24 protein-coding genes are annotated in these 22946 nt (G+C 61.7%); 12 read left to right on the top strand and 12 right to left on the bottom strand.

Going from position 1 to position 22946, the window contains the following annotated elements:
• Positions 1–41: 41 nt before the first annotated feature.
• On the bottom strand, positions 42–1364 hold the full coding sequence (locus GFU70_RS12000; protein ID WP_116642413.1) for a sigma-54 interaction domain-containing protein: 1323 nt from the start codon (positions 1362–1364) through the stop codon (positions 42–44).
• A 232-nt stretch (positions 1365–1596) separates the two neighbouring features.
• Between GFU70_RS12000 and GFU70_RS11995 the strand changes: the two genes are divergently transcribed.
• From GFU70_RS11995 to GFU70_RS11965, 7 genes are all read left to right on the top strand, one after another.
• Positions 1597–2475: an MBL fold metallo-hydrolase gene (locus tag GFU70_RS11995; RefSeq protein WP_058543480.1), complete on the top strand. Its 879-nt coding sequence runs from the start codon at positions 1597–1599 to the stop codon at positions 2473–2475.
• A gap of 44 nt (positions 2476–2519) precedes the next feature.
• Positions 2520–4190: a bifunctional protein tyrosine phosphatase family protein/NAD(P)/FAD-dependent oxidoreductase gene (locus GFU70_RS11990; protein WP_058543481.1), complete on the top strand. Its 1671-nt coding sequence runs from the start codon at positions 2520–2522 to the stop codon at positions 4188–4190.
• Between the two features lie 28 nt (positions 4191–4218).
• The gene (locus GFU70_RS11985) at positions 4219–5022 is read left to right on the top strand and encodes a sulfite exporter TauE/SafE family protein (protein ID WP_058543482.1); all 804 of its coding nucleotides are present in this window, start codon (positions 4219–4221) and stop codon (positions 5020–5022) included.
• A 43-nt stretch (positions 5023–5065) separates the two neighbouring features.
• A complete protein-coding gene (locus GFU70_RS11980) occupies positions 5066–5500 on the top strand; it encodes a YeeE/YedE family protein (RefSeq protein WP_058543483.1) in 435 nt (144 codons plus the stop codon).
• 2 nt (positions 5501–5502) lie between these two features.
• Positions 5503–5922 (top strand): DUF6691 family protein, encoded by a 420-nt coding sequence (locus tag GFU70_RS11975; RefSeq protein WP_058543484.1) that lies wholly within the window; start codon positions 5503–5505, stop codon positions 5920–5922.
• Between the two features lie 13 nt (positions 5923–5935).
• Entirely contained in the window at positions 5936–6124 is a 189-nt protein-coding gene (locus GFU70_RS11970; protein ID WP_058543485.1) for a DUF2892 domain-containing protein, read from the top strand.
• A gap of 95 nt (positions 6125–6219) precedes the next feature.
• Positions 6220–7311: an ArsO family NAD(P)H-dependent flavin-containing monooxygenase gene (locus GFU70_RS11965; RefSeq protein ID WP_058543486.1), complete on the top strand. Its 1092-nt coding sequence runs from the start codon at positions 6220–6222 to the stop codon at positions 7309–7311.
• A 45-nt stretch (positions 7312–7356) separates the two neighbouring features.
• On the opposite strand, the gene GFU70_RS11960 is transcribed toward GFU70_RS11965, so the two are convergent.
• From GFU70_RS11960 to GFU70_RS11930, 7 genes are read right to left on the bottom strand one after another with little or no spacing between them, the layout of a single operon-like run.
• The gene (locus GFU70_RS11960) at positions 7357–8724 is read right to left on the bottom strand and encodes an ATP-binding protein (RefSeq protein ID WP_058543487.1); all 1368 of its coding nucleotides are present in this window, start codon (positions 8722–8724) and stop codon (positions 7357–7359) included.
• Positions 8721–9383, bottom strand: coding sequence for a response regulator (locus GFU70_RS11955; RefSeq protein ID WP_058543488.1), 663 nt, complete (start codon positions 9381–9383; stop codon positions 8721–8723). The genes GFU70_RS11960 and GFU70_RS11955 overlap by 4 nt, the downstream gene beginning before the upstream one ends.
• Before the next feature lie 11 nt (positions 9384–9394).
• Positions 9395–10039: a tetratricopeptide repeat protein gene (locus GFU70_RS11950; protein WP_058543489.1), complete on the bottom strand. Its 645-nt coding sequence runs from the start codon at positions 10037–10039 to the stop codon at positions 9395–9397.
• Complete coding sequence (locus GFU70_RS11945) at positions 10036–10845, bottom strand: SDR family oxidoreductase (protein ID WP_058543490.1); 810 nt, start codon at positions 10843–10845, stop codon at positions 10036–10038. Before GFU70_RS11945 ends, GFU70_RS11950 begins: the two co-directional genes overlap by 4 nt.
• A complete protein-coding gene (locus tag GFU70_RS11940) occupies positions 10832–11506 on the bottom strand; it encodes a TenA family transcriptional regulator (protein ID WP_058543491.1) in 675 nt (224 codons plus the stop codon). Before GFU70_RS11940 ends, GFU70_RS11945 begins: the two co-directional genes overlap by 14 nt.
• The gene (locus GFU70_RS11935; protein ID WP_116642416.1) at positions 11503–12984 is read right to left on the bottom strand and encodes an AMP-binding protein; all 1482 of its coding nucleotides are present in this window, start codon (positions 12982–12984) and stop codon (positions 11503–11505) included. Before GFU70_RS11935 ends, GFU70_RS11940 begins: the two co-directional genes overlap by 4 nt.
• On the bottom strand, positions 12974–13651 hold the full coding sequence (locus GFU70_RS11930) for a thermostable hemolysin (protein WP_153388096.1): 678 nt from the start codon (positions 13649–13651) through the stop codon (positions 12974–12976). The genes GFU70_RS11935 and GFU70_RS11930 overlap by 11 nt, the downstream gene beginning before the upstream one ends.
• Positions 13652–13895: 244 nt before the next feature.
• Here GFU70_RS11930 and GFU70_RS11925 point away from each other — a divergent pair, with 244 nt between their 5' ends.
• Positions 13896–15602 carry an amidase gene (locus tag GFU70_RS11925; protein WP_116643773.1) on the top strand — a complete coding sequence of 569 codons (1707 nt, stop codon included), beginning with the start codon at positions 13896–13898 and terminating at the stop codon, positions 15600–15602.
• Positions 15603–16023: 421 nt separating this feature from the next.
• On the opposite strand, the gene GFU70_RS11920 is transcribed toward GFU70_RS11925, so the two are convergent.
• Positions 16024–16878 carry a LysR family transcriptional regulator gene (locus tag GFU70_RS11920; RefSeq protein WP_153388095.1) on the bottom strand — a complete coding sequence of 285 codons (855 nt, stop codon included), beginning with the start codon at positions 16876–16878 and terminating at the stop codon, positions 16024–16026.
• A 74-nt stretch (positions 16879–16952) separates the two neighbouring features.
• Between GFU70_RS11920 and GFU70_RS11915 the strand changes: the two genes are divergently transcribed.
• Positions 16953–17909 carry a DMT family transporter gene (locus tag GFU70_RS11915; RefSeq protein ID WP_153388094.1) on the top strand — a complete coding sequence of 319 codons (957 nt, stop codon included), beginning with the start codon at positions 16953–16955 and terminating at the stop codon, positions 17907–17909.
• Positions 17910–18000: 91 nt separating this feature from the next.
• Positions 18001–18399, top strand: coding sequence for a VOC family protein (locus GFU70_RS11910; protein ID WP_058545388.1), 399 nt, complete (start codon positions 18001–18003; stop codon positions 18397–18399).
• A gap of 24 nt (positions 18400–18423) precedes the next feature.
• Here the strand turns inward: GFU70_RS11910 and GFU70_RS11905 are convergent, their stop codons facing one another.
• Positions 18424–19359, bottom strand: coding sequence for a LysR family transcriptional regulator (locus tag GFU70_RS11905; RefSeq protein ID WP_058545389.1), 936 nt, complete (start codon positions 19357–19359; stop codon positions 18424–18426).
• Positions 19360–19510: 151 nt separating this feature from the next.
• Here GFU70_RS11905 and GFU70_RS11900 point away from each other — a divergent pair, with 151 nt between their 5' ends.
• Positions 19511–20740 (top strand): MFS transporter, encoded by a 1230-nt coding sequence (locus tag GFU70_RS11900; RefSeq protein WP_058545390.1) that lies wholly within the window; start codon positions 19511–19513, stop codon positions 20738–20740.
• Between the two features lie 99 nt (positions 20741–20839).
• Positions 20840–21721 (top strand): AraC family transcriptional regulator, encoded by an 882-nt coding sequence (locus GFU70_RS11895; RefSeq protein ID WP_153388093.1) that lies wholly within the window; start codon positions 20840–20842, stop codon positions 21719–21721.
• 19 nt (positions 21722–21740) lie between these two features.
• On the opposite strand, the gene GFU70_RS11890 is transcribed toward GFU70_RS11895, so the two are convergent.
• Complete coding sequence (locus GFU70_RS11890; protein ID WP_153388092.1) at positions 21741–22280, bottom strand: DUF488 family protein; 540 nt, start codon at positions 22278–22280, stop codon at positions 21741–21743.
• A 225-nt stretch (positions 22281–22505) separates the two neighbouring features.
• On the bottom strand, positions 22506–22853 hold the full coding sequence (locus GFU70_RS11885; protein WP_116642422.1) for a carboxymuconolactone decarboxylase family protein: 348 nt from the start codon (positions 22851–22853) through the stop codon (positions 22506–22508).
• Between the last annotated feature and the right edge of the window lie 93 nt (positions 22854–22946).

The following is a 22946-nucleotide window of genomic DNA, read 5'->3' as shown; positions in this document are numbered from 1 at the left end:
CCAGGGGCTGGCAGTCATTGGCAGTGCAGGCTCGATGACGTTCAGGCCAGGCCTTGTTCTTTCAACCGCCTGTATAACGTGCGCTCACTCACGCCCAGGTGCCTGGCCAGTTCGCTGCGGGTGCCTTTGAAAGTGGCCACCAGTTGTTCCAGGTCCCTGCTATCGCTGGCAGGCGTCAAGGCCGGGGCGGACAACGCCAAGGGGGGCGCGGGCAGATGCAAGGCGTGAATGACGCCGTCGTCGGCAAACAGCGCAGCTCTTTCCAGGACATTGCGCAGCTCGCGGATATTGCCCGGCCAGGCAAACCGCTGCAATTGCATCAGCGCCTCGGGATCGATGGTCAGCCGACGCTTGCCGATCCCGGAACGTTGCAGGAATGAATCCACCAGCAAGCCGATGTCTTCAAGGCGATGACGCAAAGGCGGTAAATGGATAGGGAAAACGCTGATGCGGTAGTACAAGTCCTGCCTGAACTCGCCCTTCTCCACCATCTTTTCCAGGGGCTTATGGGTCGCGGCCACCAGCCTGAAATCGGCGTGCTGGGTTTCTACACTGCCGACACGGCGATAGGTTCCAGACTCGATCAGTCGCAACAGTTTCACCTGCATGGCCAGGGGAACGTCGCCTATCTCATCGAGAAACAGCGTACCGCCCTGGGCCGTCTCCACCAGGCCCACCTTGCGCGTGGTGGCGCCGGTAAATGCGCCCTTCTCGTGGCCGAACAGCTCGCTCTCGAACAAGGTTTCGGTCAAGCCGGAGCAATCCACCACGACAAAAGGCCCGGCTGCCCGCTCACTGGTTTCATGGACGGCGCGGGCAAACAGCTCCTTGCCGGTGCCGGACTCTCCCAGCAACAGCACCGGTAACATCGAGGGCGCTACCCGCTGCAGTTCCAACAGCGCCTGATTAAAGGCCGGTGAACTGCCCACCAGCCCTTCATTACTGGGCCGGGCCGAGGCGCTACGCACCAAGGTGAGCCGTTCCACATAAGCGGTGATGGCGCCATGTTCATTGAGGATCGGGCGCAGTTCCACATCGACGTGTTCCGGCCCGCGCGGTGTGTGGTGGATGTGCAAGACCCGATCCGGACTGCGCATCTCCCTGGCCTTTTTCATCGGGCAGTTCTCGCCGGCCTGGTCACAAGGCACATCGTAGTGGTGGGAAATCCGATAACACTTATGGCCAATGAACGGTTTGTCGGCGCTGCCGAACTGACGCAAGTAAGCCGTGTTCGCCGCCAGGATGTTGTAATCCGGATCGAGGACGATCATCGGCTGGGGCTCATGCTCCAGAAACGAGACCAGGGACTGCACCTGGTCTGGACGTGGAAGCAGGTCTTGGGTGGGCGGCAGGCTGTGTGTCATCGCGGCTCCAGTGAATTCATCCAGCAAGGGTGGCACTGCCACTATGCCAAAAAACACTGCCAATGGCAGTTAAATTGTCTGGACATCGGCCCGCGCCCTGGCGGAGCTTATGAAATTAATCCAATAAAATCATAAGGTTAGACTTATAAAACGACCCAGCATCAACCTGGCAGCATTATTGCTGTGTCTGTTCTTCAAGCGGTTCGATGAGAGCCCCCGAAGGAGACCGTTCATGACCGTAAAACCGCACGTCGAAGGATTTTTCGATCCTGAGACCCATACCGTCAGCTACTTGGTGCTGGACGAAGCGACCCGCCAGTGCGCCTTGATCGACAGCGTCCTGGATTACGACCCCAAATCCGGCCGTACCACAACCACCTCCGCCGACAAGCTGATCGCCAGGGTGATCGAGCTGGAGGCGAAGGTCGAATGGATTCTTGAAACCCACGTCCATGCCGACCACCTTACCGCCGCGCCGTACCTGAAGGAAAAACTCGGCGGCAAGATAGGGATCGGCAGCCAGATTGCGACGGTACAAGAAGTCTTTGGCTCGCTGTTCAACGTCGGTGGGGAGATGTCCCGCGATGGCAGTCAGTTCGATCGTCTGTTCGTCAATGACGAGACGTTTACGCTCGGCACATTGCAATGCCGTGCGCTCCACACACCGGGCCACACCCCTGCCTGCATGACGTACGTCATCAGCGACGGCGAGGAAACAGCGGCGTTCGTGGGCGACACCTTGTTCATGCCCGACTACGGCACCGCACGGTGTGACTTCCCCGGTGGCGACGCGCATACCTTGTTCCGATCCATCAACAAGGTCTTGAGCCTGCCGGCCAACACCCTGCTCTACACCTGTCACGATTACCAACCCGGTGGCCGCGAGGTGCAATTTTCCAGCACCGTCGCCGAGCAACGCGCCGACAATGTTCATGTCCGTAACGGCATCAGTGAACAAGCATTCGTGGCAATGCGCACCCAGCGCGATGCCTCGCTGGAGATGCCGACGCTCATCCTGCCATCGGTCCAGGTCAACATGCGGGCCGGGCATTTCCCGGAGCCGGAATCGAACGGCACGTGCTACCTGAAAATCCCACTCAATCGGCTCTGAAGACCCGCCCCCCTATAAGAAAAACCGTCATCACGGAGACATTCATGGACATCCACCACCTTGCGTCCGGCCTCTCGATCTCGGGGCAGATTCAACCCGACCAAATGAGTGAGATCAAAACCAGCGGCTTTCGCGCCATCATCTGCAACCGTCCTGATGGTGAAGGCAGCGATCAACCTTTGTTTGCCGACATCCAGCGCGCGGCACAAGCGATGGGTATCGAGGCGCACTACCTTGCCGCAGAGTCCGGCAAGGTGACCGATGAGCAGGGCGTTGCCTTCGGCAAATTGCTCGAGTCCTTGCCCAAGCCAGTGTTGGCGTATTGCCGCTCCGGCATGCGCTCGACGACGATGTGGGCACTGTCCCAGGCCGGCCAGCAGCCCTTGCCGCAGATTGTCGAAGCCGCCAGGAAAGCCGGTTTCGACATGAAAGGCGTCATTCGCAGAATTGCCAACGAGGGACGTACGCCTGTTGGCGTGGCCGAGGCCCGACATTCAGTGGTGATTGTCGGCGGCGGCGCGGCGGGCATCGCCACAGCCTCGAGCCTGTTGGCCCGCGAGCCAGGCCTGGACATCGCCATCATCGATCCAGCGGATGTGCATTATTACCAGCCCGGCTGGACCCTCGTCGGCGGTGGCGTGTTCGAGGCACAACAAACCGCCCACACGATGGGTGCGACCATTCCCCGGGGCGTGCACTGGATCAAAGCGGCTGTCGCGGCTTTCGAACCTGAAAACGACGCCATCATTCTCGATGGGTGCCGCGTGGTCCGCTACGAGCAGTTGATCGTATGCCCGGGCCTGAAACTGGATTGGCATGCCATTGAAGGTTTGCCGCAGACATTGGGGCGCAACGGCGTCACCTCGAACTATCTGTACCACCTGGCCCCCTACACCTGGGAACAGGTGCAGCAACTGCGCAGTGGCCGGGCCATTTTCACGCAGCCCCCCATGCCGATCAAATGCGCCGGGGCCCCTCAAAAAGCGATGTACCTGTGCGCCGACCACTGGAAACGCCAAGGCGTACTCGGCGATATCGAGATCGACTTCTGCAGCGCCGGGGCCGTCCTGTTCGGCGTCCCCGACTACGTGCCGGCCCTGATGGAATATGTCCGTGCCTATGGGATCGACCTGAATTTCGGCAGTACGCTGACGTCGGTCGATGGACCGGCACAAACGGCGACCTTCAGGTGCGTCAAGGCCGATGGCAGTACTCACCTGGTGACGCACGACTTCGACCTGCTGCATGTGGTACCCCCTCAGGTTGCGCCGGATTTTATCCGCGTAAGCCCTCTGGCCGATGGGGCGGGCTGGATCGATGTCGATCCCGACAGCTTGCGGCATAAAACCTGGGCGAATATTCACGCACTGGGCGATGCAACCAATACCAGCAACGCAAAAACCGCAGCGGCGGCGCGCAAGCAGGCGCCCGTGGTCGCCCATAATGTGCTGGCGGCCATGGGCAAGGCCAAGGGCAGCGCCCATTATGACGGCTACGGTTCCTGCCCGCTGACCGTGGAACGAGGCAAGGTCGTGCTCGCTGAATTTACCTACGGCGGCAAGCTTGCCCCCAGCTTCCCGTCCTGGCTGATCGACGGTACTCGGCCTTCGAGACTCGCCTGGCTACTTAAAGAGCGAATTCTTCCGCCGCTGTATTGGAAAGCCATGCTCAAGGGCCGTGAGTGGCTGGCGAAACCTGAACTGGCGGACCTATGAAATCAAACCTCTGCTCCAGGAGACCGAGATGATTGCAGTCCTGGTACTGGGTTTTGCGGTAGGCGTGATCCTGGCGCTGACCGGGGCCGGCGGCGGCATACTCGCCGTCCCGTTCCTGGTTTTTGGCGTGGGCTTGAGCATGGCCGAAGCGGGGCCCATCGGTTTGCTGGCAGTGGGCCTGGCCGCCACCCTGGGCGCCGTGATGGGCCTGCGCAACGGCATCGTGCGCTACAAGGCTGCACTGTTGACGGCCAGTGCGGGGGTCATCTGCTCACCGCTGGGCCTTTGGTTGGCGCAGCGCACGCCCAACCGTCCGTTGACGATCCTGTTTGCCTTGTTGCTGATATACGTGGCATTCCGGGCCTTGCAAAAATCACTGCCCGCTCGCGTCGGGGCCAAGGCATCCGCCACGCGCAAACCGCCGCCCTGTGTCCTGGACGAAAATCGCGGCAAGCTGAACTGGACCGGACCTTGCGCATGGGCGCTCACGGCGTCGGGCATGATCGCCGGGGTGCTTTCCGGGCTGCTCGGTGTGGGTGGCGGTTTCGTCATGGTTCCGGCGCTCCAGCGGTACACCAATTTGACCACGCAGTCTGTGCTCGCCACGTCGCTGACCGTCATCGCTTTGGTTTCCATGTCAGGGGTGCTGGCGAGTTCGGCGATGGGCCACCTGCAATGGCCAATAGCGCTACCCTTTTCCATGGGGGCCATCGTCGGCATGCTCGGCGGGCGCCTGGTCGCTGCGAGGTTGCCGGAACCCTACCTGCAAAGAGGCTTCGCCCTTGTGTCCACGCTGGTAGCGGTCGCGCTGCTGGTAAAAGCCCTGGGTTGAATCGCCTGGTGCAATATCAACGATTGTGCATTGGAGAACGCTGATGAATCTTGACTGGCTCAACTTTACGCCGTGGTCATCCCTGGCCGGCGGCATGTTGATTGGCCTGGCGGCCAGCCTGTTCGTGGTCGCCAACGGCCGGATCGCCGGCATCAGCGGGCTGATCGGCAGCCTGCTGCAGCGGGGCAGCGAAGGCCTGGGCGAAAAGGCCCTGTTTCTCCTGGGCCTGCTCGTCGCGCCGCTGGTATGGGGCGTGTTTGCGACCTTGCCGCCCATCGAGTTCCAGAACGGCTGGTTCGGCCTCACTGTCGCCGGCCTGTTGGTGGGTGTCGGCACTCGTTACGGTTCAGGCTGCACCAGTGGCCATGGCGTGTGCGGCCTGTCACGCCTTTCACCGCGTTCGATGGTCGCCACCGCGTGTTTCATGCTCAGCGGTTTCGCCACGGTATTTGTCCTGCGTCACGTGATGGGGGTTTGAACATGCGCAAACTGACGGCATTCATCGCGGGCTTGCTCTTTGGCTTCGGGCTGCTCCTGGCAGGCATGGCCAACCCGAAAAAGGTGTTGGGTTTTCTGGATCTGGCCGGCACTTGGGACCCGTCCCTGGCGCTGGTGATGATCGGGGCGATTGGCACCGCCATTGTCCCGCTGGCCTGGGCGCGACAACAGACTCATTCGCTGCTGGGCAGCCCCATGCAGTTGCCGGTCAAGCGAGAACTGGACCCACGCCTGATTGGCGGCAGCCTGGTGTTCGGCATCGGCTGGGGCATCGCCGGCATCTGCCCTGGCCCCGCCGTGGCCATCCTGCTGACCGGACACTGGCAAGCCGTTGTGTTCATGCTGGCCATGTTGGCGGGCATGTTGCTGTTCACCGCGCTGGAAACCCGGCGCGTTCATTGATCGGGAGAGTGCCATGAAAGCTAACATTGGAACCATTGACCGGGGCGCACGTATTGCCGTGGGGCTTGTCCTCATCATCCTGAGCCTGACGGGCTTGATCGGCGCGTGGGGCTGGATTGGCCTGGTGCCACTGGCCACGGGTATCTTTCGCTTCTGCCCGCTCTATTCGTTGCTGGGCATCAAGACCTGCAAACGTTGCTGAGGCGCACAGCGGCCTTTCTCCTGGAACGGCCATTGACCTTGCAAGCCCCTCTTGGAGCCTTGCAACTGGCTCCCTCAACCGAAGGATTCGCCGCCATGCCCTGCTCACAGCCCGAGACATTTGACGTTGTCATCGTCGGTGGGGGCCAAGCAGCCTTGGCGGTGGCCTATTTCCTGCGACGCACGCCTCTGTCGTTCGTCCTTCTCGACGCCCAGGCAGAACCCGGTGGTGCCTGGCGCCACGGCTGGAACTCGCTACGACTCTTTTCCCCGGCGACCTGGAGTTCGATCCCCGGCTGGATGATGCCCCCCACACAGGATGGCAATCCGTCACGAGACCATGTGATCGACTACCTCACGCAGTATGAACAGCGCTATGGATTGCCCGTGGTACGGCCGGTACAAGTCACGCGTGTGGAACGCACAGCAAAGGGTTTGCGCGTACATTCCCCGGACAGGCAATGGGACGCCCGGGTCGTGGTCAGTGCAACGGGCACGTGGAGCAACCCCTACATCCCTCACTACCCTGATGCGGCCTTGTTCGCCGGCCAGCAGGTGCATTCGGCGGACTATGTCGAGGCGTCCCCTTTCGCCGGCAAGAAAGTCCTGGTGGTGGGTGGCGGTAATTCAGGGGCGCAGATTCTGGCCGAGGTGTCGAAAATCGCCGAGACCACTTGGGTCACTCCCGTCGAGCCGCTGTTCCTTCCCGACGAAGTGGATGGACGGGTGTTGTTCGAGCGTGCAACCGAGCGCTGGAAGGCCCAGCAGGAAGGTCGCGTCATCGACCAACCCGTGGGAGGCTTGGGTGACATCGTCATGGTGCCGTCGGTGGTCGAGGCCCGTGAACGCAACGCCCTGCAGTCGGTCAGGCCATTCGTGCGCTTTAGCCGCAACGGTGTGATCTGGGCCGACGGCCGCGAATCGGCGGTGGACGTGGTGATCTGGTGCACCGGCTTCAGGCCTGCCCTGCAGCACCTTGATGCGCTGGGGGTGCTCAACAACGAAGGTCGCGTGGCGGTCGAGGGCACCCGCTCGACACAAGAGCCCAGGCTGTGGCTGGTCGGCTACGGCGAGTGGACGGGTTCGGCTTCCGCCACCCTGATCGGCGTTACACGTACCGCTCGCAGCACGGTCGGCGAGATCGTCGACTTTCTCGCCGAACAACCCAGGGGCGACGCGCCCGCTTGAACCACCCGATGAGGTCGGCAACCTGTCATGGCGCCGAAGAATCGCCTAGAAGCGCCCTATTTCCAAGGTCGCGCACAGCCCGCCCTCGGCACGATTTTCCAAGCGTATGCGCCCCCCCAGACGAGCCGCGATGGTGCGCACGATCGTCAGCCCCAACCCCGCCCCCTGGTCGTTGCCGCGACTGTAGAACCGCTCGAAGAGCCGCTCCCGCTCGGCCTCGTCGATACCTGGCCCCTGGTCTTCGACTGACAACTCGTAGTGATCGTCCTTCCTGACCAGTCGTACGGTGATCGTGCCGTTGGCCGGAGAAAAATTGGCCGCGTTGGTCACCAGGTTGTTCAAGGCGATGTCGATGGCCACCGGGTCGATTCGAACCGGGCCGATGTCATCGCTGACATCCAGCACCGGCTCGAGTCCCTTGCTCAACAACCAGGGCGTCAGTTGAACCAGGCTGGCACGAACCGTGGCGGGCAAATCTATGACTGCCGGTGTCGGAACACCTGCCTGCGGTTCGACCCGCGCCATGGTGAGCAGTTGATTGACCAGACGCGTGGTGCGATCGACGCCAGCGATCAGGTGTTCCAGGGACTCGCGACGGCTTTGCTCGCTCCCCGCCTCCATCAGGTTCTGTGCATGCACCCGCAGCACGGCCAAGGGCGTACGCATTTCATGGGCGGCGTCGGCGATGAAGCGCCGCTCACGGCCCATCACCTCCTGGATTTGCGCCAATACGCGGTTGAGCGCCGCCTGCATGGGCTCAAGCTCCGTAGGGAGCGGCATCATTTGCAGGGGTTCAAGTGAGCCGGGATGCCTGGCCCGCAACTTTGCCGCCATATCGACCAGAGGCTTGAGCCCCCAGCCGATGGCCAACCAGATCACCACGGCAAGCACCACGCTGCCGATCAGGTTCGGCACGACGGTGTGGCGAACAATGCGATCGACCAGGTCGGCACGCACGTCGTCGCGCTCGCCTACCCAGATCTTCAAGCCGTATTGCGCATCGTCCAGGACGAACGCCCGCCACTTACGGTTGTTCCGGTCCACGATGTCACTGAAGCCCGGTGCGCCAGGCGGTGAGGTGAACGACGGTGCGCTGGACGTATGAACCAGCACCGAACCTTGGGAGTTCCAGACCTGGAAAGCGATCTTGCTTTCATAGGGATGACCGTCAACTTTAGGCACCGCCTGCCCCAATGCCGAATTGAACGCCTGGTACAACTCGGCGTGCTCCTTGCTCGCCATCGGCATGCGCATCACGCCCTGCAGCAGCCGGGCATTCTGCGCCAACTGGGCATCGTAGACCTCGGCGATTTCGTGGTTGCTGTCATGCAGGTTGAAGACGGTGATGATCAACAGGCCAAGGAACAGCAGGCCGAGAATCAACGTGAGGGTGCGGCGCCGGATCGAACTCATCGGCGCTCCTCCACCAGGTAACCGACACCGCGGATGGTACGGATCAGGTCCGTGGAGAATTTCTTGCGCAGGTGATGGATGTGCACTTCCAGGGTGTTGCTCTCGGCCTCCTCGCTCCAGCCATAGAGCAACTGCATCAGATGATCGCGGGTCATGACACGGCCCGGTGGCGAGAGCAGTTCATGGAGCAGCTGATATTCCTTGGGCGTCAGGGCCACCGGCTTGCCTTGGTAGCTGACTTGCTGGGTGCCGGGATTCAGGCTGATGCCGGCATGTTCGATCAACGCTTGGGCGCGGCCGGCGCTGCGGCGCAACAAGGCCCTGAGCCGGGCCTTGAGTTCTGCCAGGTCGAACGGTTTGATCAGATAGTCATCGGCTCCGGCGTCCAACCCGGCAATGCGATCCTCGGTGGCATCCCGGGCCGTGAGGATCAGCACCGGCAGGTTGGAACCACTGTCACGCAAGCGCCGCAATACTTGCAGGCCATCCATGCGTGGCAGGCCCAGGTCGAGCACCGCCAGGTCGAAGGCTTCACTGAGCAATGAATGCAAGGCGCTGCTGCCGTCCTGCACCCAGTCGACGGTATAGCCTTCGCGACTCAGGGCCTGATGGATGCCTTCGCCCAAGGCCACGTCATCCTCGATCAGTAATAAACGCACATACGCTCCTGTCAGTTCAGTTGCTTGTTCACATTCACCAGTAAAGCGTCGATCTCCTTGCGGCGCCCGGCATCGGCCGTTTCTCGACCCGGCCGCGGTGCTGCCTGCAAGGCTTTTTGAAGCGCTGCCTTGGCTTCGCCATAGCGCTTTTGACGGTAGAGGTGATCGCCCCAAAAGTACAGGCTGTCGATGCCGTTGGGGTTGAGTTGCAAAGCCTGCTGGAGCAATTGCTCGGCCTTGTCCGAGTCGCCGAATCCCAGGGGCCAGCCCGGCACTCGGTCGTAGAGTGCGCCGAGGCTGGTGTAGGCCGAGCCTTGCAGGGCCTTGGGGTCCAGGGTCAGGGCTTTTTCCAGGTCACCCTTGGCATCCTTGACCTTGCCCAGCGCGCCGATCCCACCCTTGGCGCCGGCCCAACTGCTGTTGACGATGCCGGACCAGATCCACGCTTCGGCCACCGACTGGCGCTCCTGCTTGAACGCCGAGGCCTGGACGGCGAGCTTTTCGAACGCATCGGCACGCTGGCCTTCGGGCAATTCATATTGAATGTGGGCCCAACGCTGCTGGATGTCACTGAGACGTTGCTGGTCGGCCGCCTCCAACGCCCAGACGCTTTGGCTCAGGGTGCCGATCAATAGGTAAGCGAGGATTTTTTTCATGGTTTGAGGTGCTCGTTTTCAGGTTTGTGACTGAGGCGGCGCACCAGCGGCAATTGCTTGCGCAGGCCACGGTCCACCAAGTTGGGCAGCAGGCTGTTGAGGCCGACAAAAAAGCGTTCAGGCCAGCCCAGATACAGTTCGCGTCGGTCGCCGATGATCGCGTGGATCACCGCCGCCGCTACGGTTTGCGGGTCGTCGACGTTGGCCTTCAGGGCCTGGTTGAGCGCGTCGGCCGCCGGGCTGTTCATCGAGGTACGGGTGGCCCGGGGCGCTACATAGAGCACCCCGACACGGGTATCGGCCAACTCCCGGCGCAAGGCTTCGGAAAAACCGCGCAAGGCAAACTTGCTGGCGCAATAGCTGGCGTAGCCCGGGTAGCCGATCGATCCATAGGTCGAACCGACGTTGACCACCATCGCGCTGTCAGCCTGCTTGAGCAGCGGCAAGAGCAGTTTGGTCAGGCAGATCGGCGCGCTGATGTTCAACGCCAGCATGGCGTTGATCTCGCTGTCGTCGAGTTGTTCGAGCATGGCGAAATGGTTCACGCCAGCGGCATTGATCAGCAGGTTGATGCCGCCCTGGGCCTCGGCGGCGACCAGCACTTTGCGCCGGTCGGCGAGCAAGGTCAGGTCGGCTTCGACCCAGCTCAATTGCTGCGGATACTGCTCCAGCAACGGCTGCAAGGCTTCGCGATGCCTGGCCACGGCCAGCACCCGCGCGCCACTGGCGCACAGGGCGGCGGCGATGGCCTGGCCGATTCCGCCGCTGGCGCCAGTCAGCACGACACGGGCATCACACAGGCGCATGTTCATGCTCCCCGTCGCGCGGCAGGCCCCGGAACATGTCGGTGTACAACCGGTACACCACCTTGGAGGCATGGATCACCGCAGCCTGGTCCGCCGGATCGTCCAGCCGGTTCATCAGGCCGCGATAAGTCTGCATATGCTCGATGTCCAGCGATCCATGGGAGCTGAGGTAACTGAACGCCGTAGGCGGCAATTCCAGGCGCTGGCGGATACTGTCGGCGGCATGGGTCGCCAGGGCGATACTGGTGCCCTCCAGCACATTGACCATGCCGAACAGGCCTACCGGGTTGCCTCGGGCGATCAAGTCGTAGAGGTAACTGACCATCAGCTCAATGGGCAACGAAGGTTGGCCGTTGCGCACCGCCTCCTTATCGCCACCGCACACGGCAATGTCATCCAGCACCCATTGTTCATGGCCGTACTCTTCGTCGATGTATTCGCACACCGCCTTGCGCAGCCATTCCAGATGCGTTGGCAGGCGCGCTCCGCAAGCCATCATCAATGGCACCGTATGGCGCACGTGGTAATACGCCTGGATCAGGAAACCCCGGTAACTGGCCAGGCTGACCTGGCCGTCGAGGGCGTCACGGATGATTGGCAGATTGAACAGGGTCTGGCGCTCTTGCTGGGTGGCTTCTTGCAACGTGTCAAAAAAACTCATGATGCGGATTCCTCGGACAAGACAGATGAAGTGAGCTGCGCGCGGTAATGCTCGACGATGGCCTCCCGGCGGGGCCGGCCATTGGCGGTGAGCATGCCGTTGGCAGCGCTGAAAGGTTGGTCCAGGCGCGTCCAGCGATGGACCTGTGCGTAATCGGGCAGCGTGTCGTTGGCCTTGGCCACGGCCAGCTCCAACGTTTGATCCGTGCAGTCGGCCCGGGCGGGCCAGAGCAGCGCATGGTTGTGCGGCAAGGCTTCGCCATAAACGAAGGCCTGGGCAATGTCACCGCCCTGGGTGAGTTCGGCTTCAACCCATTCGGGGTTCACGTTGCGACCGAAACTGGTGACGAACTGGTGCTTCTTGCGACCGCGCAGGTAAAGAAAACCGTCTTCGTCGAATTCACCCAGGTCGCCGCTGGGCCACCACTCGCCGGTGTGCAGGGGTTCACCCAGATAACCCAGCAGGGTCGAGCCCTTGATCAGGACTTCGCCGTCATCGGCCAAGCGGACCTCCACATGGGGCAGCGGCTGGCCGACACTGCCGGCACGATGGGCCTGGGGCCGATTGAGGCAGACCACCGAGGCGCATTCCGACAGCCCATAGCCTTCAAACACTGGCAGGCCAACACGCTGGGCCCGCTGCAACAAATCCTGGGACACCCGTGCCCCGCCAACGGCGGCGAAGCGCACGATGTGCGGGTTGAACATCTTCTGTTCGGCTGCCGTGACCAACATCAACAGCAGCTGCGGAACCAGGATCAGGCTGTGCGCCCGACGCTCGGCCAGGCATCCCAGCAGGCGCGTCGGGTCGACTCCGCTGGCGCCCTGGATGCCGAGGGTCTTCTGGCTGGGCAGGCTCAGCATGGCTCCGGCATACAACGCCGCGTAGCAGCCAAGGTTTTCCAGCAGAATCGCCAAGGGCAGTAACGCCAGGTGATGCCTGGCCTCGACCGGTTGGCTGGCCTGCTCCAGTTCACGGGCCACCCGCAACAGGCTGTCGGCGCTCAAGCAGACGCCTTTGGGCGTGCCGGTGGTGCCGGAGGTGAATGTCAGTTTGGCGGTGCCTGCCGGCAGACGGCTCGGCCCGTCGAAGTGCCGTCGCCAGAATTCGCCACTGTGCTGGTACCCGGCAGCTTGCAGTTCTGCGTCGAACGCAGGCTCGGCAATCACTCGCTCGGCCTGGCTCTGTTCCAGGCAGTGCCGACGTTGAGCCTGGCTGAAAAAACCGGGCAGGATGACGCAGGTCAGCCCTTCGAACAGTGCGGCAAGGTCCCAGAGCATCGCTTCGATGCCGTTGTCCAGGGCCAGGGCGACCACGCTGATGTGCTCATCGCGCAGGCGCTGCTGGCGGTACACCACTTCGGAATAGAGTGTCGCGTAGTCGAGCTGCGAGCCGTCGCCCCACAGCGCCACGGCATGGCCCCTGCGTTCAGCGTGCCCGCGCAGGGTGCGCTTGAAGCGTTCCATTTCAGGCGACATGGCTGGTTTCTCCGAGGTCCGTCGGCAGTCCCAGGCGATTGAACAGGCCGGTATTGCGCAAATGAATGAAACCGGCGCGGATGTTGCCGACATGAACCCACGGCTGGCTCTCGTAGTAGCGACCCCAGAGATGGCGGTCCTCGCCGAGGCGCTGCGGGTCGGCCGGGCACAGCGTCACAGGCTTGAGGCCCAGGCGATGAAAGCTGTTGACCAGGCCGATATTGCCGGTGAACGCGACCCACTCCAGGCCGCCCATGGCCAACAGATAAGTGATCGCGATGATGCTCAGCCGGGCGCTGCCCGTGTCGCTGGCGGCCAGGTTGCCAACCTCGACGATGCCGACGCGGTCCACCGGACGGTCGGCGGCGGCGCTGATCAAAGGCTCGATGGGGCTGTCCAGATATCGTTCGAGGAACAGCGGCCCCTGTACGGCCCGGCGCACGCCAGCGGCTGCGCAGAGCGTGCCGTGGACATCGTCGAGCCCGAACAGCTCCGGCATGAAGTGACGAATATCGGCGCCATGGACCTGGCGAAAACGCTGCTGGATGAACGCTTCGAACTCTGCGCGCCGTGGGTGGTCCGGCAGGGCCCGGTACAAGTGGCGAACCGGAGGGCCGGCGTCACCGAAGGCCAGCGGCAAGTGGATGTTCCAGTCGAAATCGGGCATGGGTCAACGTTCTCCCTCGGGCTATTGGGAGAAAGTATCGAGGCCGTTTCTTAACGAAGTCTGAAGGTGGCAGATTTTGGATCGTTCCAGAGACAGTCCGGTCAAACCTGAACTGCCCCTGATCGCCATTCCGTAGTACAGTGCGCAAGTCCGATAAATATCCACTTTGAGATGACCTGAAGTCTCAGGAGCAACTTCAATGGACCCGAACACCCCGCCATCCCTCTGCCGCGGCGCTAACAGCATGATCGAAATCACCGAAGCCTCCATTGCCCAATTGCGCGCTGCGCTGGAGTCGGGCCAGACAACGGCGGTAGCGCTTGTCCAGGCCTACCTCGCCAGGATCGATGCCTACGACGGCCCCGATACGCCCACCGCCCTCAACGCGGTGGTGGTGCGCAACCCCGATGCATTGAAAGAGGCCCAGGCCTGCGATGCTCGTCGGGCCAGCGGCCAGACCCTGGGGCCGCTTGACGGCATTCCCTACACGGCCAAGGACAGTTACCTGGTCAAGGGGCTCACCGCCGCTTCCGGCAGCCCGGCGTTCAAGGACCTGGTTGCTTATCGCGATGCGTTCACCATCGAACGGCTTCGTGCCGCCGGGGCCATTTGCCTGGGCAAGACCAACATGCCGCCCATGGCCAACGGCGGCATGCAGCGCGGGGTGTATGGCCGTGCCGAGAGCCCGTACAACGGCGACTACCTCACTGCCCCCTTTGCCTCCGGCTCCTCGAACGGTGCGGGCACGGCAACTGCCGCCAGTTTCGCGGCGTTCGGCCTTGCCGAAGAAACCTGGTCGAGCGGGCGCGGTCCAGCGTCGAACAATGGCTTGTGCGCGTATACGCCGTCGCGCGGCGTGATCTCGGTACGTGGCAACTGGCCGTTGACGCCGACGATGGACGTCGTCGTGCCCTACGCCAGGACCATGGCCGACCTGCTCGAAGTGCTGGACGTGGTGGTCGCCGAGGACCCGGACACCCGTGGCGACCTGTGGCGCCTGCAACCCTGGGTGCCGATTCCGAGCGTTGACTCGGTTCGTCCGGCCTCGTATCCAAGCCTTGCCAGCCCCCCCGGTGCGCTGGCAGGCGTTCGGTTCGGCGTGCCTCGGATGTACATCAACGCCGATCCTGAAGCGGGCACGGCCCAGGCCCCCGGCATCGGTGGCCCGACGGGGCAGCGAATCATCACCCGCGCCTCGGTGATCGAGCTCTGGGAGCAAGCGCGCAAGGCGCTTGAGGCCTGTGGCGCCGAAGTGGTCGAGGTGGATTTCCCCCTGGTGTCCAACTGCGAGGGCGATCGTCCTGGCGCACCCACGGTATTCACCCGCGGCCTGGTTTCCAAAGAGTTCCTGCACCATGAATTGTGGGACCTGTCGGCCTGGGCATTCGATGATTTCCTGCGGGCCAACGGCGATCCAGCGTTGAATCGCCTGGCCGACGTCGACGGGCCGAAGATCTTCCCCCACGACCCGGGCACCTTGCCCAACCGAGAGGACGATCTGGCCGCCGGCATGGATGAATACGTGAAGATGGCCCAACGCGGCATCACGCCGTGGGACCAGATCCCGACCCTGCCCGACGGCCTGCGTGGGCTTGAAGAGACACGGCGAATCGATCTGGAAGACTGGATGGAGCGGCTGGGCCTGGACGCGGTGATCTTCCCCACCGTCGCCGACGTCGGGCCGGCCGATGCGGACATCAACCCGGCGTCTGCCGATATCGCCTGGAGCAACGGCGTCTGGGTCGCCAATGGCAACCTTGCCATCCGCCATCTGGGCGTGCCGACTGTCACCGTGCCGATGGGCGTCATGGCGGACATCGGCATGCCCGTCGGGCTCACGTTCGCTGGCCGCGCCTATGACGATTCGACGCTGTTGCGACTGGCTTCGGCGTTTGAATCGATTGGTTCAAAACGCCTGATCCCGCCGCGGACACCGCCGCTGTCGGCTTGATCGTTTAGCGGACTCGGTCTTGGGGCTGCTACGCAGCCCAGCGGTAGCAAGCTCTCATGGAACAAATTGCAACTCCATGTTTTTAAAGTACTTTTCAAAAAGCTGCAATGCGACTCAGTTGGACCGCTATTCCCGTGTGGCGAGGGGATTTATCCCCGCTGGGCTGCGCAGCAGCCCCAAAAGCAACGACCTCGATCTTACTGGCACACCGAGTTGTCTGGTTGGGGGCCGCTGCGCAGCCCAGCGGGGATAAATCCCCTCGCCACAAGACCTGTTCCCTGCGCGACAGCGCAGCGTCGGAGATGCGGCGGGGACTCCCTCGCCACAAAAGCAGCGCTCGACTTCATTTTTGAGTACGGGCGCAACCCCGTGGCGAGGGAGCTTGCTCCCGCTGGACGGCGCAGCAGTCCCTGGGCCGGTTCTACAGCCGAAAATACTGTTGCATGGCACGGGAAAGCAGGTCCACCGCCTCATCGGCGTGTGATGCCTGGGCTCGCATGAACACCACCTCGTGCTCCGCGATGACCGGCAGGCCTTCGAGGATCTGCATCGCATCCGTCACCCGCGCACGGTCTATCAGGCTGACCGCCAACCCGGCCTCCACACACGCCTTGACGGCCTGGTTGGAGGGGCTTTCCAGGACGACTCGGGTCCTGCGGCCGCTTTGCCTGAGGGCCTCCATCATCGCTTGCCGATAAGGGCATTGCGCCGCATGCACCGCCAGCGGCAGCGGCTCCATCGAAACCACCGTCGCGTGGACCGGCCCGACCCAGACCGGCGTGGTGGAAACCAGCACCTGCCCGCCAGCACTGACCTGCCCCTTCGGCTGCGCAACGACCGCTGCCTGGAGTTTGCCGCGCTGCACCAGGTCACGGAGTGCGTAGCTCGGCGCGGTCTTGAGTTCCAGCACCACGTTGGGCCACGCGGCGGCGAAGGTCGGGAGGATGTCGCGGATGACATGCTCGGCGTATTCATCCGGCACGCCCAAGGTGATGCGTCCCGCCAGCCGGGTTCCGTGCAGGTCGGCCAGCACCCGGTCATGGGTGCTCAGCAGTTCCGTCGTCGCCACGAGCAAACGCTTGCCCAACGCGGTGAGGGACACCGATTGATTGTCCCGGTTGAGCAGGCGCCCGCCAGCGACCGCTTCCAGGCGCTGAATATGCACGCTGACCGCCGCCGGGCTTTTGTGCAGCTGTTCTGCCGCCGCACTGAATTTGCCGATCCGCGCCACCGCATGAAAGGTACGTATCAAGTCGATATCAAGTATGGCTGTCATGATTCAATCTTCGTGAATGACTGATGCATTACATTTTGATTTATTAGATTACGCGGGTTTCGTAGCCTGTGGTCATGAACCCGAATAAATCGATGAGCTGCACTTCACTGCCCAAGCCCGACTGGCTCTGGCTGATTCCATTGCCATTGCTCGAGGCGGCGTTGCTGCTGACGTGGAGCTCCGGCTTCGTCGGCGCGCGCTTCTCCATTGATTACGCACCAGCATTGCTGGTGGTGTTCTGGCGCTGCGTCGTGGTCACGCTGGTCCTGTTGCCCTTCGTCGCCAGAGCGCTGCGCCGCACCTCGCCCGTTGTGCTGTTGAAAAATGCCGGCATCGGCCTTCTGGCGATGGCGGGCTACCTGGCCGGTATCACCCAAGGCATCGCCCTGGGTGTGCCGGCGGGCCTGGCCGCGCTTGTCGCCGACCTGCTGCCGATGGGCCTGGCGCTGTTGGCGGCGGGCGTACTGCGGCAACGACTGGCCTGGCAGGTCTGGGCCGGGCTACTCATCGGCCTGCTCGGCGTCATGCTGGTGACCCAAGGTGCGCTGGCGTGGGGCAGCGCGCCCTGGTGGGCCTATGGCCTGCCGCTGCTTGGCATGCTCTCGCTCGCCGTCGCGACCCTGTGGCAGAAATATCTACCCCCCGCGCAATCCCTGGGCCTGTTGCCTAACTTGTGGCTGCAATGCTGCGTTTCGGGCCTGGCCTTCGCCTTGGTCGAAGGCGCCCATGGCAGCCTGGCGCCAGTACCCAGCACCGGATTTGCACTGAGCGTCTTGTGGACGGCTGGCCTGTCGACGATGGGCGGCTATGGGCTCTACTGGCTGTGCCTGCGCCGCGCGACCGCAACCCGGGTCGCCAGCGTCCTGTATCTCAGCCCGCCCATTACGATGCTCTGGGCCTGGGCGATGTTCAACGAACCGCTTTCATGGCAGATGGTGTTGGGGATGGCGGTATCCGCAATCGGCATCTGGCTGGTCGTCGGCACCGAAGCCCGGCAAGCCAGGCATCGAGCGTCTGAGCACGAGTCTTAACAGCCGGGGCTTGGCAGCGTGATGATTGCTGTGGCAGCGTACGTAGGCGTTTCAAACATTCCTCGCGCCCACAGGCAAAACGGTAGCCATCATGATCTCGCATGTTTTTCTAGGTATCGCCGACTTTGATCGCGCCTTCGTGTTCTATTCAAAACTCATGGACGGACTGGGCCTTACATTGAAATTCAGCGATGCCAGTAAAGGCTGGGCTGGATGGATTGCCGAGCATTCACCGCGTCCGATCTTCGTGATTGGAAAACCCTTTGATGGCAAAGCGCACGAACCCGGCAACGGACAGATGGTGGCCCTGCTTGCGCCCAGCCGGGAAGCCGTCAGGAACAGCTACGCAACAGCACTGGCACTGGGTGGGACGTGTGAGGGAGAACCCGGTTTGAGGCCCCACTACCACCCCGATTATTACGGCGCCTACTTTCGAGACCTCGATGGCAACAAGCTGTGCGTCTGCTGCCATGATGCGGTGTCGACTTAGTCGGGGCACCAAGGGCAAGAACTTCTATAGCCGTTGCGCCCGCCCTCCTGCCGCCTGAGCCAAACTGGCCGTCAGCGCATCCAATAAAGCCGCGACCTTGGGCAGCGTCCCACGGTTTTTCTGCCAGCCAAGATTGATCGCCATTCCATCAGTTGCACACTGGGGCAGCACTTCAACCAATGTCCCCTCATCCAGTTGCCGCTGGACCAACCAGGACGGTAATTGGGCAATACCGCAACCTGCCAATACCGCCATCACCAGGCCCTCGCCATCGCCCACCACCAACGTTGGCGCAACCTGTTTGCTGACCGTTTCGCCCCGGTGGCGCCCGGCAAAATTCCAGGGGCTGACGTTTCCATCCGGCCAACCGTAGGCGATGCACTGGTGATGTTCCAGATCGAGGTCGATCAGGGGCGTGCCATGCCTGGCCAGATACGCAGGTGATGCACAGAAAATATGCCATTCGCGGCCAAGATAGCGATGCCCCCAGGTGGCCGGCCAAATGTCCGCGCCGCCCAAACGGATCACAATGTCCACCCCTTCCTGCACAGGGTCGATGAAGCCATCGGAGAACGAAATGTGTGGCACCAGTTGCGGGTAGTCCTGCAGGCATCGCAAGACGATAGGCAGCACCTGGGATCGGCCGAAGGCCCCGGGAAGATCGATTCGAACTCTGCCACGTGGCTCGGCGTTTTCAGCGTGCAGCGATAATTCAGCCTCTTCCAGGTCTGCCAGCACACCTGTGCAGGTGCGAAGGAAGGCGCGCCCTGCATCAGTCAGCGAAACACGTCGAGTCGTGCGATCGAACAGTCGAACCCCAAGCCGGCTCTCCAGGCGCGCAACGCTTTTGCTGATCGCAGAACTGGTCAGGCTCATCCGCTCTGCGGCGGCCTTGAAGCTGCCGGACTCGGCAACGCAGACAAATACATCGAGCCCCTTCAATCGCTCCGAGGAAAACATGGGCATCCTTAATTCGTGAATTGAGTTCAACCAATACGGGAAAAAACATCATAAATCAGAACGTGATTCCTCAGTAAGCTTGGCAGCCGCGTGTCCGTCCGCGAGACGACGCTGGCCCTCCCATAAACATCTGCGGTCGTATGAGGCAAGGATGCTCGCTACCCTTAAACGCTATCCCACGTCAGTCAATTTGCTGCTTTCAGCGTCACTCATCCTGACGCTGGCCCGGGCAATCACACTGCCCTACCTGGTCATCTACCTGTCGGACAGCTTTGGACTGAACGTTGCCGATATCGGCCTGGTGATCGGCAGCACATTGATCATCGGCTCCTTGTTGAGCCTCTACGGCGGCTTCCTGGTGGACAACGTGCCCAGCCACCGGCTCATCCTGGGGTTCAGCGGACTGTTCACGGCGGGTTTTCTCGGAACGTTCCTGGCTCGCGATCTCTGGTTGTTCTACAGCTGCCTGGTGCTGATCAACCTGGCTTATGCCGTCATCGATATCGCGGTCAAGGCCGGATTTGGCAGCTTGCTGCCAGTCGCCGAGCGCAGCGAAGCGTTCTCGATCAAATACACGCTGACCAACATCGGCTATGCCGTTGGGCCATTTCTCGGTGCGGGGATAGCCGAGCTGGATATCAGCCTTCCATTCCTGTTGTCCGGCATGCTGGGTGCCGGATTCTGCCTGGTCTATTTCCGCTGGGGCGACAGGGGCCTGGCGGTCGTCGATGCGAGCCACTGTGGGAGCGAGCTTGCTCGCGAAAGCGGTAAACCCGCACCTTTCCTGGCCGTAGGCAAACTTCTGCTGCGCGATTACCGCCTGGTGTGCTTCACCCTCGGCGGCCTGCTCAGCGCGGTGGTCTTCGGCCAGTTCACGGCCTATCTCTCACAGTACCTGGTGGTCACGACTACAGCGCAGTTCACCTACCGCATCATCAGCGCCCTTGTGACGACCAACGCGCTGATGGTGATCAGCCTGCAATACGCCATCGGCCGAAAGATTTCCCACCGTCATCTGAACCTGTGGCTGGCGGCGGGGCTGAGCCTGTTCATCCTCGGCTTGGCCGGTTTCGCCCTGGCCGACACCCTCCTGGTGTGGGTGATCGCCATGGCGGTGTTCACGGTGGGTGAGATCATCGTCTTCCCCGCTGAATACATGTTCATCGACAACATCGCCCCCGACCATCTGCGCGGCATGTACTACGCCGCGCAGAATCTCGGCAACCTCGGCGCCGCCTCCGGACCGGTGCTGTGTGGCGTCGTATTGGCAACGCAGCCGCCTCACTACATCTTCTACATGCTCGCCCTGTTCATTGTTGCCGGTGGTGTGTTTTATTTCCTGGGGACTTGCCGGCTGATCGACGCGCCGGCCAAGACCTAATGCATGGCCTGTCACCAGGCTGGGCGCTCAAGACAGCAAGATCGGTCGAGCGCATTTTGCTTGTCGGCCTCATGCTGGTGTCCTCAACGGGAGAAAACCATGACCGACACACACAAGCGCTACCAGTCCCGGATGCAGAAGGTGCTCGATTACATTGACCTGCATCTTGATGACAGCATGGACCTGGATACGTTGAGTGGCGTTGCGGCTTTTTCGAAATACCATTTTCACCGGCAGTTCATGGCGACGTTCAATTTGCCCTTGAATCGCTATGTCCAACTCGCCCGCATGAAACGCGCCTCCTACAAGCTGGCATTTCGCGAACGTGAAACGATCACGGATATCGCCATGGACGCTGGTTACACCGCACCTGACGCCTTTGCCCGTGTATTTCGACAACGCGTGGGACAACAACCATCGAGTTTCCGCAAGGCTCCCGACTGGGAGCGCTGGAGTACGACGTTCAAGCCATTGCGCACAGCGAGGAACAGTCTCATGCCCACCCTCTATCAGCCCAGCGACGTACAGATCCGCAGGGTTGCGGTGACAACCGTCGCGATCATGGAACACCGAGGCGATCCCTCGACGCTCGGTACGACGATCCAACGTTTCATTGCCTGGCGGCGCAGTGTCGGCCTGATCCCGCCGATCAGTCCGACCTTCAACGTATTCCACGCTGACCCGCACACGACGCCCCCGGAAGACTATCGCCTGGATTTATGCGCAGGAACGGACCAGCCGATCGTGCCGAACGGGCAAGCGATCAAGGAAGGCTGCATTCCGGCCGGTCGCTGTGCAGTCCTGCGGGTCGAGGGGGGAGCCGATAATCTCGAACCCGCCGCGTCGTACCTGTACAGGGAGTGGCTGCCGGCCAGTGGTGAGGAACCGGGAAATTTCCCGCTCTATTGCCAGCGCATGACGTTCTTTCCGGACGTTGCAGAGAACGAAACCATTACCGAGCTTTTTCTGCCGCTGAGGTGATCGTTTATCCGGCGCTTGCTCAAGCCTGGATTGCAGGGTATGTCAGCTTCAACCCTTGCACCTTCGCGGCAGGATTCAATACGGCTTTGTTGGCCTTGTCTTTGTCCATGATATGGAAGACCTCCCTGTCACGGAGCAATAAGTAGTCCGCGATGATCCGCCGATGGCAACGCCACCAGACTGCTTCGGCACACATGATGGCGCATCGTCGGGTCCGGCTGAGCGTCATGAGCCGTTCAAGCCCCTTCTCGAACTCGTCCGACAACGCGTAATCCGCGTAATTGTGAAAGCTGCGATTTTCCCAGAATCCATTGAGGTCATCGGGAATGATCCTGGATTTTTTCCGCAGTCCGCCCAGTTCCCGAATCTGCTCATGCTCGATACCGAAGGGCGCCAACTGTTCCGGGAGCGTATCGAGGTTGTACTGAGGATTTGTCCGCGATCTGGGAACGGTCCTGACGTCGACGATCATCTCGACGTTGAAGCTTTTCAATGTCTGCACAAACTGCTCAATGGTCCTGGTTGAATGACCGATTGTGTAGACACTGACATTTTCCATTGGCGCGACCCGCACGTTGATCCTGGTATTTGTATTAGGAGCAATGGCTCGATGGGTTAGTTCTCTACATTGAAATGGAGGAGCTCTCCTCGCCATGGGTTCTGCGTTATCTGATCGGCGTTTGCTTCAGCATCCGCATCACAAAGACGCCAGCCTTCGCCAGCAATTTGAGGGGGTGTTGTGTGTATATCCGTTGCCGCAGCAACGGATATACACACATACAAATCACACCGGCGCTTTCAGCATGTCATACGCCTCAAGCGAGCGCAGCGAGTAGATATAGGCCGCCCCCGCATTCAACGAAATCGCGGTTGCCAAGGCCGCTGCGACCTCCTCGCGACTCGCGCCGGACTTGATCGCCGCGTCCGTGTGGGCGGCGATGCAACCGTCGCAGCGGGTGGTGACGGCGATGGCGATCGAGATCAGCTCGCGGGTCTTGGCATCGAGTACATTGTTTTCGCTGGCGGCTTCTCCTAACGCCATATAGGCCTTGACCATTTTCGGGTTGCTGCGGCCCAGCGCGCCGAAAGCTTTCTGAATGGTGGGCAACATTTCGGACCAGTTATTGAACATGGCATTAACTCCTGAGTGGGTTGGGTGTACTGTTTTGACGCCCTCAGTTTTTCACCCTGGCGCCACTCGGGTTTGCTCAATGCGCTCAGTTTT

The organism is Pseudomonas brassicacearum (genome assembly GCF_009601685.2).
Taxonomy (GTDB): Bacteria; Pseudomonadota; Gammaproteobacteria; order Pseudomonadales; family Pseudomonadaceae; genus Aquipseudomonas; species Aquipseudomonas kilonensis_B.
The sequence above is the reverse complement of the archived record's forward strand: the minus strand, read 5'-3'. Positions and strand labels throughout refer to the sequence as shown.